At 48.3% G+C, this 20,557-nt stretch carries 14 protein-coding genes, 1 tRNA gene and 1 pseudogene; 14 read left to right on the top strand and 2 right to left on the bottom strand.

The features are described 5' to 3' along the window. Nucleotides 1-218: 218 nt before the first annotated feature. The 7 genes and pseudogenes from ABH897_RS12855 (at nt 219) to ABH897_RS12885 (ending at nt 11,818) form a co-directional block, all read left to right on the top strand. Nucleotides 219-2,360, top strand: coding sequence for a putative bifunctional diguanylate cyclase/phosphodiesterase (locus tag ABH897_RS12855; protein ID WP_404592107.1), 2,142 nt, complete (start codon nt 219-221; stop codon nt 2,358-2,360). Between the two features lie 107 nt (nt 2,361-2,467). Then, a tRNA-Gly gene (locus ABH897_RS12860) sits at nt 2,468-2,538 on the top strand. A 199-nt stretch (nt 2,539-2,737) separates the two neighbouring features. Further along, nucleotides 2,738-3,380 (top strand): annotated as a pseudogene (locus ABH897_RS12865) (pectate lyase family protein); the annotation flags it as partial. Nucleotides 3,381-3,756: 376 nt separating this feature from the next. Then, nucleotides 3,757-5,598, top strand: coding sequence for a ribosomal protection-like ABC-F family protein (abc-f, locus tag ABH897_RS12870; RefSeq protein WP_404592109.1), 1,842 nt, complete (start codon nt 3,757-3,759; stop codon nt 5,596-5,598). Between the two features lie 479 nt (nt 5,599-6,077). Then, nucleotides 6,078-7,109, top strand: a complete 1,032-nt coding sequence (pheS, locus tag ABH897_RS12875) for a phenylalanine--tRNA ligase subunit alpha (RefSeq protein ID WP_404520014.1) — start codon at nt 6,078-6,080, stop codon at nt 7,107-7,109. A 28-nt stretch (nt 7,110-7,137) separates the two neighbouring features. Next, a complete protein-coding gene (gene pheT, locus ABH897_RS12880; RefSeq protein WP_283655226.1) occupies nt 7,138-9,585 on the top strand; it encodes a phenylalanine--tRNA ligase subunit beta in 2,448 nt (815 codons plus the stop codon). Nucleotides 9,586-9,793: 208 nt separating this feature from the next. Further along, the gene (locus ABH897_RS12885) at nt 9,794-11,818 is read left to right on the top strand and encodes a cell division protein ZapA (protein WP_283655227.1); all 2,025 of its coding nucleotides are present in this window, start codon (nt 9,794-9,796) and stop codon (nt 11,816-11,818) included. Nucleotides 11,819-11,974: 156 nt separating this feature from the next. On the opposite strand, the gene ABH897_RS12890 is transcribed toward ABH897_RS12885, so the two are convergent. Further along, on the bottom strand, nt 11,975-12,334 hold the full coding sequence (locus tag ABH897_RS12890; RefSeq protein ID WP_044646656.1) for a phage holin family protein: 360 nt from the start codon (nt 12,332-12,334) through the stop codon (nt 11,975-11,977). A 152-nt stretch (nt 12,335-12,486) separates the two neighbouring features. On the opposite strand from ABH897_RS12890, the gene ABH897_RS12895 reads away from it, so the two are divergent. The 4 genes from ABH897_RS12895 (at nt 12,487) to ABH897_RS12910 (ending at nt 17,502) form a co-directional block, all read left to right on the top strand. Next, on the top strand, nt 12,487-14,856 hold the full coding sequence (locus tag ABH897_RS12895; protein ID WP_404520017.1) for an endonuclease MutS2: 2,370 nt from the start codon (nt 12,487-12,489) through the stop codon (nt 14,854-14,856). A 59-nt stretch (nt 14,857-14,915) separates the two neighbouring features. Next, complete coding sequence (locus tag ABH897_RS12900) at nt 14,916-15,329, top strand: DUF350 domain-containing protein (protein ID WP_007429540.1); 414 nt, start codon at nt 14,916-14,918, stop codon at nt 15,327-15,329. A gap of 54 nt (nt 15,330-15,383) precedes the next feature. Further along, nucleotides 15,384-16,133: a hypothetical protein gene (locus ABH897_RS12905; protein ID WP_283655229.1), complete on the top strand. Its 750-nt coding sequence runs from the start codon at nt 15,384-15,386 to the stop codon at nt 16,131-16,133. 115 nt (nt 16,134-16,248) lie between these two features. Further along, nucleotides 16,249-17,502, top strand: a complete 1,254-nt coding sequence (locus tag ABH897_RS12910) for an MFS transporter (protein WP_283655230.1) — start codon at nt 16,249-16,251, stop codon at nt 17,500-17,502. A gap of 76 nt (nt 17,503-17,578) precedes the next feature. Here ABH897_RS12910 and ABH897_RS12915 read toward each other — a convergent pair whose 3' ends face one another. Beyond that, nucleotides 17,579-18,817 carry an NAD(P)/FAD-dependent oxidoreductase gene (locus ABH897_RS12915; protein ID WP_283655231.1) on the bottom strand — a complete coding sequence of 413 codons (1,239 nt, stop codon included), beginning with the start codon at nt 18,815-18,817 and terminating at the stop codon, nt 17,579-17,581. Between the two features lie 434 nt (nt 18,818-19,251). Between ABH897_RS12915 and ABH897_RS12920 the strand changes: the two genes are divergently transcribed. The 3 genes from ABH897_RS12920 to ABH897_RS12930 all read left to right on the top strand — a co-directional run bounded on the left by ABH897_RS12920 (nt 19,252) and on the right by ABH897_RS12930 (nt 20,554). Next, complete coding sequence (locus ABH897_RS12920; protein WP_044646651.1) at nt 19,252-19,488, top strand: hypothetical protein; 237 nt, start codon at nt 19,252-19,254, stop codon at nt 19,486-19,488. Nucleotides 19,489-19,522: 34 nt separating this feature from the next. After that, entirely contained in the window at nt 19,523-19,909 is a 387-nt protein-coding gene (locus ABH897_RS12925) for a spore coat protein (RefSeq protein WP_014280585.1), read from the top strand. Nucleotides 19,910-20,053: 144 nt separating this feature from the next. Then, a complete protein-coding gene (locus tag ABH897_RS12930; RefSeq protein WP_014280586.1) occupies nt 20,054-20,554 on the top strand; it encodes an Lrp/AsnC family transcriptional regulator in 501 nt (166 codons plus the stop codon). Nucleotides 20,555-20,557: the final 3 nt, after the last annotated feature.

The following is a 20,557-nucleotide window of genomic DNA, read 5'->3' on the forward strand; positions in this document are numbered from 1 at the left end:
CGCTTTTTTGGTTCTGGAAGCTTATTTATTTGCGTAAATACGAAAATGAAATAATGAATATAAGACAAAAAAATGATTCACCTTTCACAGATTAAATGTTATTATGTACCATAATCCATATTTATTTTTGATACTAAAGACTTAAAAAACGGCTTCCAAAGCTGTCAAACGTCTTAGATGATCGGAATTTCCGATATGCAGGGGGCTGAAGAGGCTGAATGAGTACACGGCTGGAAGTAAAGAAAACGATAGGCATCGGCATTGCTGCGCTAGTTCTGTTTGTCCTGGTTCAGTTATTTCATGTAACTTTGAATAAGCTATACTCCTATAATGTTTTTTTCTTGCTATATCCCATTGCTGGATTCGTCTGTGCGGCGATCTGTTTCTCTATTTTTTATCAATCTTGGTCGGTTTTGCTGGAGCACTTATCCTGGCAGAGACTTCTCATCGCGCCCACATTTCTGGTGACTGGTCTTCTTTACCTTATTCATATCGTCTCGTTTAGTTTTATTAGCCTGACAGATTTTGTTTTGTCTCCGGGTATTTCGCTATGGATTCTTTATGTGAACCGTGTCTTTACCTCCATTATGCTTATAGTCATTTGCTCCTTCCCCTTTAGAAAAGCCAAATCAGGACACAAGAAAACCGCTTTATGGACAGGTATAAGTTTTACTTTGCTGATCCTTGGGACTATTCAGATCTACGGACCGTACTTACCGGATCTTCGTATAAGACATGAACTGGACAATCTGGGATGGATGTTGAACTGGGTTATCCTGTTTCTGCTTGTATCCAATTTTATTTTGGGCGCACGAAAATATTTTAAATATCTTCCATCGGAATTTGGTATGTTGCTTATGCTTCGCGGGATTGGGCTATGTATCGTGAGCCAGTTGTTTTATTTGTCCTCCCGGCAAATGAGTGATATAAATCAGCTTATGGGACTTTTGATGAATGCTATTGCGTTTTATGATCTGCTAAGCGGCTTGGTTCGGCTCATGGTCCTTGTTCCATACCTGGAAAAGAAGGCGGCAGAATCTGAATTTAATTACATAGCCTATTATGATGATATCACAGGGCTACCGAATCGTCGGCGTCTTTCACAACGTCTGGAGCAATCTCTGCGTAATCCATTAAAACCCGATGAGACGGCAGCTCTTTTAATATTGAATATTGACCGATTCAAAACCATTAACGATTCGTTGGGGCATATGGCAGGGAATTATTTGCTGTATGCGGTGGGAGAACGCTTGGAGCATTTTTGCCGTGAAGGCGAGGATGTTTTCAGTATGGGCAGAGATGAGTTTGCGTTTCTTCTCACAGGCTACCAGGATATAGATGCCATGAAAAATCGTATTGATGATATGGTAAAGTTGTTTGAGCAGCCTTTTGATATTAATGGTGAGTACTATCATGTGATGGTGAGTATGGGGATAGCTTTATATCCTCTGGATGCCACTCAGGGTGAGCAGCTCATTCAGCATGCGGATACCGCTGTTCATAATGCCAAGGAGCAGGGAGTGAATTTTCAGCGGTATACCAGTGTTATGCAGATGCGTGCGCAGGAAAGGCTCCAATTGGAAAATGATTTGCGGCGTGCGCTTGAAAATGAGGAATTTTCACTGGTGTATCAACCGCGTGTTCATTTACAAAGCGGTGAACTGACAAGCTTGGAGGCACTGGTGCGCTGGAATCATCCTCATCGCGGAATGGTGATGCCGGGAGATTTTATTCCGGTGGCCGAAGAAAGCGGTCTGATCGTGCCTTTGGGGGAATGGGTGCTGCGGGAAGCTTGCCTGCAAAACAAGAGTTGGCAGAAGGCAGGGTACCAGCCGATCCCGATATCAGTGAATTTATCCATGCGCCAATTTCAGCAAAAAAAGCTCGTGGATGTGATACGGGGCATTTTGACCTACACGGAACTGGAGCCGTGCTACCTGGAGCTGGAGATTACAGAGAGTATGACTTTTGATAAGGATCTGGCCTTTGAGCAACTGAAAAACATAAAGGCCATTGGCGTTGCAATCAGTATCGACGATTTTGGAACAGGCTATAGTTCGTTGCATTATTTGAAAAATCTTCCGATTGACCGACTTAAAATTGACCGTTCCTTTGTCAATGAGGTACTGGTGGACAGCAAAAATGCGGCTATTGTGTCGACCATTGCCTCCATGGCCCACCATTTGAAGCTGAAGGTTACGGCTGAAGGAGTGGAAAATGAGGGCCAGCTCCAATTTTTACAGTCTCAGGATTGCCATGAGGGACAAGGCTATTATTTCAGTCGGCCCATTCCGGCAGAATCCTTTGAAAACCTGTTTTTGCGCAAACCTATGAATTGGCTGGTTCAGGATGGTATGTAGTTTGCTTGCAATTTACAGGCAGGTAAGTTATACTAGATAACATCCTGATTCTGCTGGTTGACAACAGTTCGAATATGTCATTCATAAGAATTAAGATATTTTAAAGTGCGGGTGTAGTTCAATGGTAGAACTTCAGCCTTCCAAGCTGATAGCGTGGGTTCGATTCCCATCACCCGCTTTGCTGTATAAAATGCTTGAAACCCTTGCCCTACAAGGGTTTTTGTTTTGCCCATAGCTCGACGTACGACAGACTCCTTTTTAAAATAGGAGCAGATCAAGGGGCAGTTGGATTACATATAGTTAGCCGGGATGCCAATCGGGTGTACCGGCTTGTTTGCGTTCTTACGAACTGTTTTTTTACACTATTATACAAAAATATCTATATCAACAATCTCAACGATTTGAAAAACCAGTTAGGGGATTCAACTCCCAAAATCCTGGTGATTGAAAAAAATATTTTTGCCTCCTCTAAAACCGTTGTCAATATTGGTTCCAACAAATCGCTTATGGGTTCATACGCGCAGAACAACTGGTTAATATTCATTTGAAAACAACGGCTAATTCCGGTATTGTGATCTTTCAAAACTTGACTTTTGAACATAGCGCCACATTAACGATAATGATGATATTCAGCTTTACCTTATATCACTATCTCCAATAATTATTTTGAAAATTTGCAAGTTCGCGGTCCTGGGCTTATGAGATATGGATATTTCCATGTTAAAAATAATTACATCAATAATTTTCAGTTGGCCTACAGGATAGCTACGAATGCAGATCTATTCGGAGTACAACTATTTTGGAAAAGGTAGCGAAAAGGGCGGCATTCTGGACGATAAAGCAAATGGAGAATTTAAAGACGTCGGCAGCTTTCCAGCCATTATCAACCAAAAGTCGCGGGTGACCAACTGGAATCCGAGCAAGAACTACAGTTATCAAGTTCAAACTCCTGAATATACCAAGGAATTTGTAACTAAATATGCAGGCTCGTCCAATACAACTCTTGTATTCGGAAAATAATTTTGATGTACAACGGATTTGCAAATATTTTCTGATCTGCTATACTGGCTGCAAGCAAGTATTCCGTGAAAAGGAAGGTAACGATACGTCCGATGAAGTAAGCACACCGATTTTCCCCATAAACTGCACAGTTAGTGGCAGGCGGCTGTATGCTGCAACGGGAGAAGTGTGTCTGAAAATGAGGTTTGGGACGTATACGTTTGCTCCGGAACGGGATTATGCTTTTTTCCGTTTACGGTTCTCTTTCTTATAAACGTATGTTCTGAAACGATTCATAGCAGTCATTCTATATTCCTTGTAAGCAAGCCGCAGCCTTCTGCGGCTTTTTTTATTGCTTCCGGTGATGAAAACCGGACAGGGAAAGGATGATTACCATATGAGAACCATTTTGCGTATTCGAGATGTCATAAAGGATTGGAACGGGACGTCTTTGTTTGAGAATGTGTCCATGGATGTGACGGAGGGGGAGCGGCTCGCCCTGTTCGGAAGAAATGGAGCAGGCAAAACGACGCTATTGCGGATACTGTTGGGCGACGAGGCGCCGACTTCAGGTAAGTTAGAGCATGAATTGCCGCTGGAGGAGCGGGGCTGGATGAAGCAGCAGGATACCATTCAATCCGCGCGAACTGCACTGGAGGCGGCACAGCAGGCCAGTCCTGAGCATTGGCGAGTGAAGACGACGCTGAAGCAACTGGAGGCTGAAATTGCCCATAGGGGAGAGGAAGCAGAGCGTCGGCTGGAGCAATACGGCGAGCTGATGGATGAGTACGAGCGGCTGCAAGGTTTTGCGTGGGAGTCCGAAGTGGAAAAGGCGCTGACCCGGATGGGGATGCCTGCTGAGACGTGGCCTATTTCCTATGGTGACCTGAGCGGAGGGCAGAAGACCAGAGTACGGTTAGCCGGATTGATGGTCAGACAGCCGAAGCTGCTGGTGCTGGATGAACCGACCAACCATCTGGATGCCGAAAGTTTGCTCTGGCTGGAGCAGTGGCTGTCCACATATCATGGGACGTTGTTGTTTGTATCGCATGACAGAGCCTTTTTGGATCGAGTAGCTACAGGTATTTGCGAGCTGACGTCAACGGGCATTCGGCGCTATAAGGGCGGCTATACGGAATATAAGGAGCAAAAGGAAAGGGAGCTGCGGGAGCAGGAAGCCAACTACCGGAAGCAGGAGCTGGCACGGCAGGCGTTGGAGGAGACGATCCGAAGTTATCGGGAATGGTTCCATCAGGCGCACCGGGCAGCTTCCAATGTGGAAATGGCCGTTACGCAAAGCTTTTATAAGGCCAAGGCTAATAAAAATATTTCCCGTTATCATGCGAAGGAGAAGGAGTTGGAACGGCTGGAGGCCAATCGGGTTGAGCAGCCGCGTGAAGCCGCGTCTCTGCATATGAAATTAAGTGACAGCAGATTTCAGGCCAAATATTTGCTGCGTGCCGAGCATGTCTATTTTAGCTACGACGACCATAATACCATTGTGCAGGATCTCAACCTGAACATTGCTCGTGGCGATCGTCTGGCTGTTCGGGGTTCGAATGGAATTGGCAAAACAACGCTGCTGCGGCTGTTAACAGGACAGTTGGAGCCGTATAAGGGAAAGATCACAGCGAATCCACAGCTAAAAATCGGATATTTCTCACAGGAGCTGGAGCAGCTTCCAAAGGATCAGACATTGCTGGACAGCTTGCTTGCGCTCCCCACCATGACGCAGACGGAAGCGAGAACGGTGCTGGGATGCTTTCTTTTTGCCAGAGAAGATGTGTTCAAGAGGATCGGGACGCTCAGTATGGGTGAGAAATGCAGAGTGGCCTTTCTACGTTTGTACTTTAGTGGAGCCAACCTGCTGGTGCTGGATGAGCCAACCAATTATTTTGACATTGAAACCCGTGAAATCGTGGAGGAGTCTTTGCGCAGTTACGATGGGGCGCTGGTTCTTGTCTCACATGACCGGGAGCTGGTGCGACGGACGGCAACCCGTTTGCTTGATATGCAGCCTGGAGGCACCTATGAAATCTATGAAGGGACAGCCGACGAAAAGCAGGAAGAACAGCGGAACCGTCAACAGGAACCAGAGGATCAGGAACAGCGTGAGGAGCGTCTGCGATTACAGTTGCGTCTTACGGAGCTGATGGGTACGGCGGGGCCGGACGATGAAAATGAGGAACTGCTGTCAGAAATCAGGCGTATTCGTGCCAAACTGGATCAGTCGGATTAAACGGCTGCGTCAGAATGGGTAAAACCGTGTGCCCGGCTTGCCAAAGCGCTAGGGTTTGCATATAATAATGGACAATAGTTCGAAATTTGAAAATGTCTTGATGGAGAAGAGTAGGCAGTGTCCGATTGAACAGGGAGGAAGCGCCGTAGGATTGAGAGCGTTTCTGCAGAACAGGGCTGTTGAAGTTCGCTCCGGAGCAGTTCCTTGAACCTCGTATGCCATCTGTAGATGGCAAGTGGGCAAGTAGGGGATACCGGTTCACGACCGTTACAACGTGCAGAGCGAGATCATGATTGCATAGCATGGATAAACACCTGTGTTGCCGAGAGGCAGATATTGTCGAAAGGCAAAGCGCGGGGTGGGCTGAGCAGGATTGTCTAACGAGGGTGGTACCACGGTCTTTTCGTCCCTTACCGGGAGAAAGGACCTTTTTTTGTTGTCTGAAAAACTGGATATGAAGAAAGGGGACTGAACAGGCGATGAGCGAAACCATCCAAATGAAGGAACATTTGCTGGCCTTGAAGGAAGAAGCATTGGAAGTATTGGAGAAGGTGGCAACGCCCAAAGAGCTAGCTGATCTGCGGGTCAAATATTCGGGTAAAAAGGGTGCGCTGACTGAAATTTTGCGCGGTATGGGCAAGCTGAGCGCGGAAGAACGTCCAGTTGTCGGACAAGTAGCCAATGAAGTGCGCGAGGCGATTGAAGAAGTCGTCAACCGTAAACAGGATGAGTTCACGAAAGCGGAGACGAATGAGCGTCTGCAAGCGGAAAAGATCGACGTTACACTACCTGGACGCACAATGCCGCAAGGTGGATTGCATCCACTCAACAAAGTAATTGAGCAGATCGAGGATATTTTTACAGGTATGGGCTACCGGGTTGCAGAAGGTCCACAGGCTGAGACGGATTATTATAACTTTGAAGCGTTGAACCTGCCTAAAAATCACCCGGCGCGGGATATGCAGGATTCGTTTTATCTGACCGAGGATCTGTTGATGCGTACCCATACGTCACCCGTTCAGATTCGCGCAATGGAGGCGATGAAGGGCGAAACGCCGATTAAGGTCATTTGTCCGGGTACGGTTTTCCGACGTGATGATGACGATGCTACGCATTCTTTCCAATTCCACCAAATTGAAGGGCTTGTGATTGGAAAAGACATTCGCATGAGTGATCTGAAAGGAACCTTGCTGCAATTCGCACGCGAAATGTTCGGGGAATCGACCGAAATCCGTCTGCGTCCAAGCTTCTTTCCGTTTACAGAGCCGAGTGCCGAGGTGGACGTGACTTTTGTAAAGAAAAATGGCGAGCGCGTATGGATCGAAATTTTGGGCTGTGGCATGGTGCATCCGAAAGTGCTGGAAATGGGCGGTTTTGATCCCGAGGTATATAGCGGCTTTGCATTCGGTATGGGTGTAGAACGGATTGCCATTTTGAAATACGGAATTGACGATATTCGTCATTTTTATAACAGCGACCTGTCATTCTTGAAGCAGTTTGCGCGTCAATAAACAACTATATGAAGGGAAGTGAACCCATATGAAAGTATCATTCGATTGGCTATCCGAGTATGTATCGCTGGATCAGGTGAGCGCGGAGGATCTGGCAGAGAAAATCACCCGTTCGGGCATTGAAATTGATGAGGTCGAACATCGCAACAAAGGGATTACTGGCGTCGTGGTCGGCTATGTCAAAAGCAAGGAAAAGCACCCTGATGCGGATAAGCTGAATGTGTGTATCGTCGATGCGGGACAAGAGGAAGATCTGCAAATCGTGTGTGGCGCCAAAAATGTGGATGCAGGGCAAAAGGTTCCTGTTGCCGTCGTGGGCGCGAAGCTGCCGGGAGATTTTCAGATTAAAAAGGCCAAGCTGCGCGGTGTCGTATCCATGGGCATGATCTGCTCGGCTAAGGAACTGGGTATGAATGACAAGCTGTTGCCCAAAGAGTTGCAGGAAGGTATTCTGGTGCTGCCTGAGGATGCTGAAATCGGTACGCCGATTACGAAGCTGCTGGCGCTGGATGATCAGGTGCTGGATTTTGATCTGACACCAAACCGTTCGGATTGCTTGAGTATGCATGGAGCGGCTTATGAAGTGAGCGCGATTCTGGGGCGTGACATTTCGCTGGCTGACCCGGCTAAGGATTTGGTGGAAATCAGCGATGTGGCGGCAGATCATCTGTCGGTAAAGGTGGATATACCTGAACTGTGTACGCACTATGCGGCTCGCTATATCACGGGTGTGAAAGTGGGGGCCTCTCCACTGTGGATTCAAAACCGCCTGATGGCGGCGGGAGTTCGTCCGATCAACAACATCGTGGATATTACGAACTATGTCATGCTGGAATACGGTCAGCCGTTGCATGCTTTTGATGCGGATAAGCTGGAAAGTGGCAACATTGAAGTGCGTCTCGCTCGTGCAGGCGAAGCATTGGTTACGCTGGACGATCAGGAGCGGAAGCTGGAGCCGCATATGCTGCTGATTACAGACGGCGTAAAGCCAATTGCGTTGGCAGGGGTGATGGGCGGAGCGAATTCCGAAGTTACGGATACGACGGTCAGCATTGCGCTGGAATCCGCGAAGTTTGACGGCGGTACGGTTCGCAAAACGTCCCGTCAGCTTGGACTTCGTTCCGAAGCAAGCCTGCGTTTTGAAAAAGAGGTTGATCCGGGTGCTGTTGTACCTGCGGTGAACCGTGCGGCTGCGCTGATTCAGCGTTATGCAGGAGGCACTGTGCATCAAGGCATCGTGGAAGCTGTTTCTGCGAAGGCCGAAAGCCGGATTATCAAGTTGTCGCTGGATAAAGTGAACCGGTATTTGGGAACAGAATTGTCGCTGCTTGAGGTGAAGACGATTTTCGGCAAGCTTCATTTCGGATGCGGTGACGTGGAGCAAGGTGTGTTGGAAGTGGAAGTGCCTACACGGCGCGGAGATATTTCCATGGATGTGGATTTGATTGAAGAGGTGGCCCGTCTGTATGGCTATGACAATATTCCGACGACGCCGATTGAAGGACCAACGACGCCAGGTGCTTTGACGGCATCGCAATCACTGCGCCGTTCGCTGCGTAAATTGCTGGCCCATGGCGGCTGGCAAGAGACGATCAGTTACTCGTTTGTGCATCCGGAAAGTGCAGGTTTGTTTAATGCGCTGACAGAGGGAAGCCATCCTGTACGTTTGGCGATGCCTATGAGCGAAGACCGCAGTGTGCTGCGTACGAGTATTATTCCGCAAATGCTGGATACAGCAGTGTATAACATGAACCGGAAGCAGGAAAATCTGGCGATTTTCGAAATAGGAACTGTATTTTATACCGGGGAACAAACGTTGACCCGCCAGCCGCAGGAAATTCAAGTGCTCAGTCTGCTGCTGACTGGCGTACGCCGTGAAAAACAATGGAATATCGGTGCTGAGAAGGTTGATTTCTTTGATATTAAAGGCGCGCTGGAAACGGTATTTGACTATTTCGGATTGGGTGCAAGCATCCGTTATGTGGCTGACCAGCCGCAAAGCTATCATCCGGGACGTTCTGCCTCCGTATGGCTGGATGTGAATGGAACCTCCCAACGAATCGGCACCATCGGGCAGATCCATCCGGAGCTGCAACAGTCTTATGGGCTGAATGATACGTATGTAGCGGAAATTGCGTTGCAACAGGTGATCGAACACGCCAACAGTCACATTCAGTTCAGAGAGCTGGCTCGCTTCCCGTCCGTGGAACGCGACATTGCCCTCGTGGTGGATAAGGACGTAGAAGCAGGCGAACTGCTGCGTGTGATTCATGCGGCTGGCGGAGAGCTATTGCAGGATGCACGGGTGTTTGATGTATTTACAGGCAGCAAGCTTGGCGAAGACAAGAAGAGCGTAGCTATCTCCCTGACCTACCGTCACTGGGAGCATACGTTGACGGATGAAGAGATTAATGCGGCACATATTCCTGTCGTTACGTCTCTGGAACAAACTTTTGGAGCGGAATTGAGAAAGTAGCAGGAAATGCGGGGAGCCGTATCGAATCTTAGTGACAGAGGTTCGATACGGCTTTTTGGCCTATCATCATTGAAGCTCTCTACTCTGATATTCACCCGCTGCGGGGAAGCCGGACTAATGGGGTTGAACGCTTCACGAAGGGCGGGTTACCATAGTACCGGACACAACTTAGAATCAACATACAGTAGTATTGAAGGAGGGCTTAATTGTGACTACACCAGATCGTACTCGCGTCACTGTAGAGATCTACGGTACTTCTTATAAACTCGTCGGCAGTAATACCGATTATATGAAGCAGGTTGCCAATTACGTGGATGAGCGCATGCATAGCATTTCTCAGGCTCATTCGCGTCTTGATATGCCCCGAATTGCCGTACTGGCTGCGGTTCATATGGCAGAAGAAGCTGTACAAATTCAGGAAATTCAGAGCCATATGAACCGGTTGGCCGGGGAGCGGGCGGAGCTTCGGGGCGAACTGGCTCAACTCCAGACGGCTCTTGGAGAACAGCAGCAAAAAAATACGGATATGCAGCAGTCTTTTGCCCAATTGAAGGAAGAGAAGGAAACGGTTCTGAAAAAATGGAAGGAGACCGAATCCACATCAGCCAGGGAAATTGCCGAATTAAAGGCGAAGCTGGAACAGCAGGAGAAAAAAGCGGCAGAACTCGAAAATGGACAAAAGCAGGCTGAACGTCAATTGGAGGAGTCCCGTCAGGAAGCTTCCCGTAAGCTGAAAGAGCAGCAGGAGGCGGCAAATGCCCGTATCCGCCAGATGGAGGAGCAAACCAAGAAGGAGCTGGCCGAAGCGGTCAAGCAGGCGGAAGCCAAGCTGTCGGCTGCGGAAAAGGCTCATCAGGAGCGTCAGCGTACAGAGCTGGACAAGCTGCGTTCTGCTTTGCAGCAGGAGCATAGCCGGAAGGTCACCGAATGGCAGGGCAAGTGGTCCGGGCTAAAGGAGCAGTTGGAGCAGGAGCGTAAACAGGCGGAACTGGCGTTGAATGAAGAAAAGCTCCAGCATCAGGAAGCGGAGAAACGGGCCGAGGAAGCTGCACTGGAGCAGGAAATTCGGATCGAGGAGCTTCAAGAGCAATTGGAGCAGGTACAAGCAGGTAGTACAGAGCTGTCTTCCCGTCTGGGAGAGGCGCAAGAGCAGGTTGCAGCATTGAAGCAACAGCAGTCCGAGCTGGAGTCTATGCTAGAAACGCAGCGACAGGCTGCGACAGAACGCGAGCAGGCGGATACGCTTGCGCGTGAAGAGCTGCAAAGCCGTTACGATGAATTGGCAGCGGAAGCCAAGGCAACGCAGCAGCAAGCGGCCAAGCTGGAGGAAGAACAGCGCCGGATGCAGAAGTTGCTGGAGCAGGCGCATGTGTCCTCCCGCAAACTGCAAAGTGAGTTGGCCACACTGGGCGAAAGCGAGAAATCTTGGAAGAAGCTTGCAGAGGAACGCCAGCTCGCAGTAGATGAGCTGGAGCTTTCGATATTGGAAGTACGTGAACAGAAGGATACTGTACAGGAGCAATTACAGCATGCCGTGGCTGAGGTTGAAGCTGTAAACCATAAATTTGCTGCACAGCAGCAACGTCTGTTGCAGTTGGAAGCGAGAATCAAGGAACTTTCACCTGAGCTGATTCGCGCTCAGGATGAGCTGGAGAAGGCAATCCTGCGTGAGCAAGAGGGAACAAAGGCTTACAAAACGCTTCAGGAGCAGTATGGAAGCATGAAGAGCCGGGCAGAGCAACTGGGACAGAATATCAAGCAGCTCCAGCGTGAAGATAGCGAACGGCGGAGGGAACTGGAGCGCGCCGAAGAAGAATCACTGGAATGGCAGCTTAAATATGAGCAGTTGAAGGCCGAAGCGGAACGTTTGGAAGCCGAAGATGCTGCCCGTAAGAAAGAATTCGCCTCGTGGGAACGAGAAATAGCCGTAACTGTTGAACAAAAGGAACAGCTTCAAGAGGAAATTCGTCTGGCCGTTGAAGCTGCCGAGGCGGCGAAGGCTGAACAGCAATCTGTAGATCAGGAACGGATGGCTTTACAGTCCGAGCTGGAGGAAGTCGGTCAGAAGTATGAGCTGGCGGCTCATCAGCTTCGTCTTTTACAGGTTCAACAGGATGTGGATCGGGAAAATACGGAGAAGATATCGACGGAATTACGTCAATTGCAAGAAGAATATACCAAGCTTCAATCCGAGTACAATGAGTGGATTGAATTAATTGAACAGGATCAGTAGATACGGATTATAAATGCAATGTAATGCAATCCCCGGCTGCTTATCGCCGGGGATTATTTGTATGCTGTATCCTATTCGGTTCTTGGATGACAAAAGGCTGTCCAGCGGCAGAAGAAATCTGCTGTGGAACAGCCTTGTCGGGAATGTGACCCCAAATTATTTCTCGCTCTTGCGGCCAGCTTCAAACGGTGTAGATACCGGAATGAACAGGTCGATAATCCCGATAACCAATGCAGCGAGCAATGCGCCCAAAAAGGAAACACTGACACTGGTTACGATATATTGAGCGATCCAGATAACCAGAGCGCTCACCAGGAAGCCTACGATACCGCGTCCGAATGGTGAAACGCGTCGGCCAAACATAGCCTCAATGATGTAACCGATCAAGGCAATGACAATGGCAAGGATCAGCGCGCTCCAAAAGCCGCCTACACTAAAGCCGGGAACGATCCAGCTTACGACCATCAGAACCAAAGCGGCGACGATGAAACGCACAATGTGCCCGAGAATGCTCACGGAATAACCTCCTTTGTTTTTTGAATGTACAGGGTTATACAAAGGTTATTGTGTGGCATGAAGGGCTTTCTTATGTGTAAAACGGAGTTGGCAAATAGCGTAAGTGCGCGGCTTTCGTTATAATATAGATATAAGTGAAAGGAGTAGTGAAGTTGGACTCTAAAATTTTCAAAACCCTAGAATATCAAAAAATTTTAAATAAACTAAGTCACTATGCTCAAACGGCGATTGGTCAGCAGACAGCCCAGCGGCTACAGCCCAGCGATGATTTGGAACATATCAAGAAATTGCTGAAAGGCACGGATGAGGCCTATGCTGCCGATCGACTTAAAGGAGTACCCTCTTTTAACGGAGTTGTGGATATTACTCCAGCGGTCAAGCGCGCACGTATCGGCGGAACACTGAGTCCGCAAGAGCTGCTTGGCATTCGGACAACAGTCCAGGCAGCACGCCGTGTACAGGTGTACGTGGCAAGCTTGCATGAGGAAAATCCAGTGGAAACACTGCTGTATTGGAGTGAACAGCTTTCAGAACAGAGAGGTCTGGAAAACTCGATTAAAGGCTGTATCGACGAAAATGCAGAGGTGCTGGATTCTGCCAGTACAGAGCTTTCACAGATCCGCAGAGAGCTGCGCTCGGGTGAAGTGCGTATTCGGGAAAAGCTGGATTCCATGATTCGTTCCTCCACCGTATCCAAAATGCTTCAGGATCAGTTGATTACGATCCGTGGAGACCGTTTTGTAATTCCGGTTAAAGCCGAGTATCGTTCTTATTTTGGCGGAATTGTGCATGATCAATCCGGGTCCGGGGCAACGCTGTTTATCGAGCCTGAATCCATCGTGGCCATGAACAACAAGCTGCGGGAAACACGGTTGAGAGAAGAACGCGAAATAGAAGTGATTTTACAAAAGCTGACTGCACTTGTCGCAGAACAAGCGGATATGCTGCTATATGATGTAGATGTTTTGGGGACGCTTGATTTTATTTTTGCCAAAGCGCGTCTTGCTCGTGAGATGAAGGCAACCTTGCCATTGATGAATGATCGTGGTTACTTGAAGCTGAAAAAAGGCAGACACCCTCTTATTCCGTTGGAGCAGGTCGTTCCGATTGATGTGGAGCTGGGCAATTCGTACACTTCCATTATCGTAACCGGACCGAATACTGGGGGGAAAACCGTAACGCTGAAAACCATCGGCTTGCTTAGTCTGATGGCGATGTCTGGACTTTTTGTGCCTGTAGAGGACGAAAGCCAATTGTGCGTATTTGATGCCATCTATGCAGATATTGGTGACGAGCAAAGTATTGAGCAAAACTTGAGTACTTTTTCCAGTCATATGACCAATATTATCAGCATTCTGAAAAATATGACGCCGAAAAGCCTTGTGTTGCTTGATGAGGTAGGTGCAGGAACCGATCCTGCGGAAGGCTCGGCTTTGGCTGTATCCATTCTGGAGCATATGCATGCTTTGGGTTGCCGTATGGTTGCGACGACTCACTACAGTGAATTGAAGGCCTATGCCTATGAGCGCAAAGGAATCATTAATGCGAGCATGGAGTTCGATGTTGCTACATTAAGCCCGACATACCGTCTTCTTGTAGGTGTACCCGGTCGAAGTAACGCTTTTGCCATTGCTGAGCGCTTGGGATTGCCGGGCCGTATTTTGGATTATGCACGTGGTGAGGTGACGGAAGAAGATCAGCGCGTAGAGCACATGATTGCGTCACTGGAACAGAACCGTTTGACAGCCGAGCAAGAGCGGGAAAAGGCGGAACAATTGCGAGGTGAAATGGAAGAACTGCGCACCCGTCACCAGAATGAACTGGAAAAGCTGGAAGCACAGCGGGAGCGTTTGCTGGAGAAAGCTGCGGACGAAGCGAGAAGTCTCGTGGACAAAGCTCGCAGTGAAGCGGAGATAATCATTGCTGATCTGCGTAAGTTGGCTCAGGAAGAAGGAGCTTCTGTTAAGGAACATAGGCTGATTGCAGCCCGCAAAGAGCTGGATGAAGCGGAACCGAAACAGCGTATGAAAAGCGCAGTCAAGCGCCCGGCGGCTACACGTACTCGCTCTATCGTAGCGGGTGATGAGGTATCCGTTCACAGCCTGAATAAAAAAGGTCATGTGGTGGAACTGTCTGGCAGCAAGGAAGCCGTGGTGCAGTTGGGCATCATGAAAATGAAGGTCAGTCTGGACGATCTGCAGCTGCTGCAACCCGCCCAAACAACTACACCTAGAGCCCAGAAACCGGTAACCGGCATTAAGCGAACACGGGATGATAATGTGCGAAACGAGCTTGATCTGCGTGGTGCGAACGTAGAGGAAGCACTGATGGAGGTAGATCGCTTCATGGATGAAGCATTTCTGGCCAATCTGGGGCAGGTACACATTATTCATGGCAAAGGTACAGGGGTTCTTCGGACCGGTATTCAGGAGTACCTTCGCAAGCATAAGCATGTGAAAAGCTACCGTATCGGAAATTACAATGAAGGCGGCACAGGCGTGACGGTTGCTGAATTGGAATGAGCTACGGGTTACTGGCTCCGGCCGGGAACGCTTTGTAGAACGGGAGGGACAAAGTGAAGATGGCGATTGATGAATTGCTGTCACATCCGTTAGGAATGATGCTGGGCTATTTCTCGGTGGCGGTGCTGGAGCTGATTGTATTTTTGTCTTGCTTTGAGCTGGTAACCCGGTATAAATGCTGGGAAGAGATCAAACGCGGCAATATTTCGGTAGCGATGGCTACGGGCGGGAAAATGTTTGGCATTTGCAACGTGCTCCGCTTTGCGATGGAGGCCAAATCCAGCGTGTACGATACGATGATTTGGTCGTTCGTTGGCTTTTTACTACTGCTTGCGGCGTACTTTCTGTTTGAGTTTCTGACACCGGTATTTTCAATCGATCAGGAAATTAAGGAGGACAACCGCGCTGTCGGCTTGTTCTCCATGATTATCTCGATATCGTTATCTTATGTGATTGGTGCCAGTGTAACTTGACACATCCTGTATACTAGAGCTTGGTATACGCTTGGAACGGAAGGATGATGAAGCTTGGAAATGACTATTTGTCCATGGTGTAACATGGAAATTATTTGGGATGAAGAATTGGGACCTGAAGAAGAGTGCCCTTATTGCCATAATGACCTGAAAGGGTATTCGGATATCACCGATGATGAAGATGAAACGGAGTCTGATTCTGCACATGTTGATGGGCATACGGATGAGCACCGACATGGAGAAAGTGAACACATGCATACTCTTGCACATGACCACGACCATAGCCATGATGATGCGACCTCTGTGGGTCAAGCAGCGCTTTCCCCTGTGAAGGAAGACCTAAAGGGCTATCGTACGTTAAGCATTCAGCTTGGGGATGATGATGAGCAGGATATTTTATATGAAGCAGAGGATGAAGCCGTAGTTGAAAAGCCGGCTGACGCTCCACTGTTACAGGACAACGAGCTTCACAAGCTGCCTGTGCTGCATACCCTGCAAAAATTCGAAGAAAGCGGTGCGGATCTGATGGCTTATGAACAAGGCGCTGAACAAATACTCGACAGACAAGATGAGGTTCTCGAATGTTCCCAATGCGGTGAATACATGCTGCATGCAGGTTCGCAAACCGTGACCGGAGAAGGCTTTGTACCGTCGATGTCTCCTGCGCTTGGCAGACCTGTTCTGGATTTGCCGTTTGTCTTAAATGTATATGTATGTCCAAGCTGCTTCCATGTTCAGCAGACGTTGTCAGAGGATGACCGATTGCGCTTGTTAGAGAAGCTGAGTGGTATTTCCAACAATTAAATTATATTCCCCCGGATAAGCCCAAGTTGAACTCGGGCATCTTAAACCGAAGAAGCTCTGAAGCAAGCTGAGATAAAAGGAGCTGAATGGTGATTTTCGGTTAGGGGGAACTACATTGAAATCAAACCTGAACGGACAATCCATTCTGCTGCTAAGCCTGAATGGATTGTTTGTGTTTGCGGCAGCTCTGTCAGGTACTTTTCTTAACGTATATCTGTGGAAAAGCAGGCAGGATTACGCGATGATTGGCTGGTTTAATGTCAGCCAGCAAATTGCGCTGGGAATCATGGTTTGGGTAGCTGGAAAATGGGTCAAGGAGCATAACAAAATGAATGCTCTGCGCGTAGGGACCGCATTGTCCGGGTTATTTTATCTGGTGGTTTTATATACGGGATCGCAGGCTGTAAACTACATATGGCCTTTAGGGATGCTATTGGGTGCAGCGTTGGGTTTGTTTTGGCTGGCTTTTAATGTGATTTTTTTCGAAGTCACAGATCAGGGAAGCCGGGATCATTTTAATGGCTGGGTCGGTCTGCTGGGTTCGTTTTCAGGTATTGTCGGTCCCTTGCTGTCCGGCTGGATTATTGCCCGTATGGAGGATGATGCGGGATATCGCGTGATATTTAGTATCTCTCTGGCACTTTATGTGGTAGGGGTAGTGCTGAGTTTCTTTCTTCACAAGCGTAAGACGACAGGAAGTTACAATTGGCAGGAGTCCAAGCAACGTTTGTCGCAAAAAGGAAGTATGTGGCGGCCATTGTCGTTGTCGCTTGTTACACAGGGTATTCGTGAAGGAGTTTTTGCATTTCTGATTACGCTGCTTGTGTATGTCGCTACTCAGCAGGAGTGGAAGCTGGCGCAGTTTTCACTTATTACATCCGCAGTTTCATTTTTCAGCTTTTGGGCTGTTGGCAAATGGCTCAAACCACAATATCGCTCGGTTGGCATGCTGTTGGGGGCCGTGCTGCTGGTGATTGTACTTTTGCCGTTACTGTGGCGTATGGAGTATAGCATGCTGTTGATTATGGGCATCGGGACCGCCTTGTTTTTGCCGTTATATTTAATCCCGATGATTTCTGCGAGCTTTGACCTGATGGGCGTGAGCGAAGAGGATGTTAATCAGAGGGTGGAACTGGTCGTACTGCGCGAGTTGTGTTTGATGGTAGGTCGATTGACCGGAATGCTTATCTTTCTGGGTGTGTTGAGTATGAGCAAGGCACCTATAGCCATGATCTGGCTGTTGATTGGGCTTGCGTTAATGCCCGTGGCGGGATGGGTATTTATGCGCAATGTGCTAAAGAAGGAGCAAACAACGAAGCAGAACAAGTCTCATTCCAAGGCACGACGCTGGCACAGGCAAACCGAGTAGCTTAAAATATATATTCAAAAAGAGCCTCCAAACCCACGAAAATGGGAATGGGAGGCTCTTTCGTGTTTCGTATTTATTAAGCCAGCGGCTCCGTTATTTCGGGTGAAGGCTTGGTGGTACGTGTTAGTGAAAAAAACTCTATCTCAGGTCGGTGTGTGCCCGTCAGTTCATCAGCCAACAGCTGTGCAGCCATCATGCTGGTGACTGTGCCGTTTCCCCCGTAGCCCTCCAAAAAGTAGCAGTTCGGAAAGCGCGGGTGCGGGCCAATATACGGTAAGCCATCATGGGAGGAGCCAAAGACGGCTGCCCACGCGTAATCAATCTTGAAGGGTATATCGGGAAAATGCTTCTGTAATGCTTGCAGCAGCTTTTTCTGTTGGTGCAGCAGCCTGACTTCACGCTGTCTCGGGTCGAGTACAGGCTCATCCAGCCCCCCGATAATCACGCGTCCATCCGTAGTGGAGCGTATATACAGATAAGGACGGGCGGTTTCCCAGATTAGACATTGCTCATGCCACATGGCTGAATCTCCAACCGGCTGGGTAGCAATCGCATAAGAGCTTTCCAGTATGGCTCCACGATCCTTTTTAATTTCCTGCGTTTCATAGCCTGCCGCAAAAATAACCTTTTTCGCCCGAATGGTTCCACCGCTGGTATGACAAACGACCTCATTGTCACCAAATTCAAAATGCTTCGCTTCGGTATGCTCATATAAGTGTACACCAAGACGGCTGGCAGATTGCAGGAGTCCCTGTGCAAAACGAAACGGATTTACCTCTGCATCTTCATGTGTATACAGCGCAGCCGGTTTTCGAAAAGGAAAACGTGCAGCCACCTGTTGCTCATCCCAATATTCCACTGGGAATCCAAAGCGGATTAGCTGTTCGAACTCGTTTTGGAGCACCGACACATCCTCCGGCGTACTCGCATAATATAGGCTGCTGCGCCGGATAAAGGACGGGTCGATGTCCACTGTGCTGGCCAGCTTTTCCAACTGATCCAGAGCATCCTTGCACATCCGATAAAACAGCACCCCATTAGCTTCGCCAAAAGTGTTGATAAAAGAAGTCAGCGTCTTATCATTGCTATATTGCAGCAATCCGGTATTGGCCGAAGAACTTCCGTGCGCCAGCTTACGCTTGTCAATGACCACTGTATCCACCTGTCGTTCTCCCAGCAGTCGGGCACAGATTGACCCACCCATCCCACCCCCGACGATAAGCACATCACAAGTCAAATCTTCTGTTAAAGAAGGAAAATCCAGTTTGTGCTCCAGGGTGCTAGGCCAATACGTATTCCCACTAATCAAATCCATAACAAAACACTCCCTATAAGCAATATCCAATGTGTGTGTAGTTATTTAAAGTAGTTCCGAGAAGCCATCAGGCTTCTCATATTTTAATACCCTTCACTTCCCACCCCAAAGGGGAGTCTTATCGAAATCTTTGGCGCGCCTTAGTGGTGGGCGTTTCCGCCAAAAGCAGCGAAGCGATTCATTTGAATCTGAAGAAGCGACAGCGTTCGCCTTTGCCATGGAATTCTTACCTCTAAATATTTTATAAAATCCAAAGAATCCCGAGGCAACAGCGATCGTAAGATCAAATGGATCGCGTAGCGTCCTCCTCAGGAACCGTACTTCACTAAATCGTCAAATTTCGATAAACTCCGCTCCTCTTCACATATACATATAATTCCGCCAAACGGACAAGCTAACCAGCGTGCAACAAAACATTTAAGGAGGCACAGACCATGCAATCTACGAACATGCAACCTTTGACTGGCAAAGAACTGGAGTACATCGTGGACTCCATTTCCAATGAAGAACTGCTGCTCAAGCAATGTGCGGCAACGGCAGCATCCGTTCAGCATCCTGCCATTCAGCAAGCTTGTCTGCAATTCGCGAGAACTCATGAGCACCACCTGAATCTGCTTTCAAATGCCCTTCAACAGCACCAGCAGATTGCCCCTATGCAACCGCAGCAGTAACTATGGATTAACCAACAAAGGAGGTAATATCACGATGTTTTCACAGAACAATACGTCATTTATGCCCGAAGAAGATTTGCTCTATACCATTCTTGCCGATATGAAACGCACTGTGGGAGAATATACAACGGCGACAACTGAATCCAATTGTCCGTCTGTGCGCCAGCTTTTCACCGACCTTACGAGCGATACACTGCGTCTGCAAGGTGATTTGTACCGTTTGATGAGTCAGAACAACATGTACTCCACCACGACCAAAGCGTTGCGCACCGATTTGGACAAACAGATTCAGGAAGCCCGAAAAACCCAACAGGAATGCCAGCAGTTCATTCAGCAAAAATCGTCCTCCGCGGGAGTGTATAGCCAGCCTATGCATCAACAGGGCCAGCCTTCTCACCAAAACAACCCTTACTATATGTAAACGGGGCACTCCGCTTTTGAAGCTTTTTCTCATAACAAGCCGTCCGTCTGCCGGGTTCACCGGGGCGGGCGGTTTTTCTTTGCAGGTTTAAAGCACGTATTGTATGATGTATAGTAATCTCTTTTGATGGAGGCCTTATGTAGAATGACAGAACTGAATGATTTGAAATTAAAAGTGCTGGAATTGTTAAAAGAAGATGCAAGAAGGACGCCGACTCTGCTTGCTACCTTGCTGGGAGTTGCCGAACAGGATGTATGTACCGCGATTAAAGAGCTTGAAGACCAGCATGTGATCGTCAAATACGCCGCTGTGGTTAATTGGGATAAAGTTGACGACGAAAAGGTTACTGCTTTAATTGAGGTGCAAATTACACCGGAGCGGGGAAGAGGATTTGAAGGCATCGCTGAACGGATTTATTTGTATCCACAAGTTAAATCGGTATATCTCATGTCTGGTGCATACGACTTGTTAGTGGAAGTAGAAGGACGCAATCTTCGCGAGGTAGCGAACTTTGTGTCGGAAAAGCTGTCGCCTATTGATTCGGTCCTGTCTACCAAGACCAATTTTACGCTCAAAAAATACAAACAGGACGGAATTATCTTCGAAGATCATCAGGAAGATAATCGTCTGATGATTTCGCCGTAAAGG

The sequence above is a fragment of the Paenibacillus sp. RC73 genome (assembly GCF_044908085.1).
In the GTDB taxonomy this organism is placed as follows: domain Bacteria; phylum Bacillota; class Bacilli; order Paenibacillales; family Paenibacillaceae; genus Paenibacillus; species Paenibacillus terrae_A.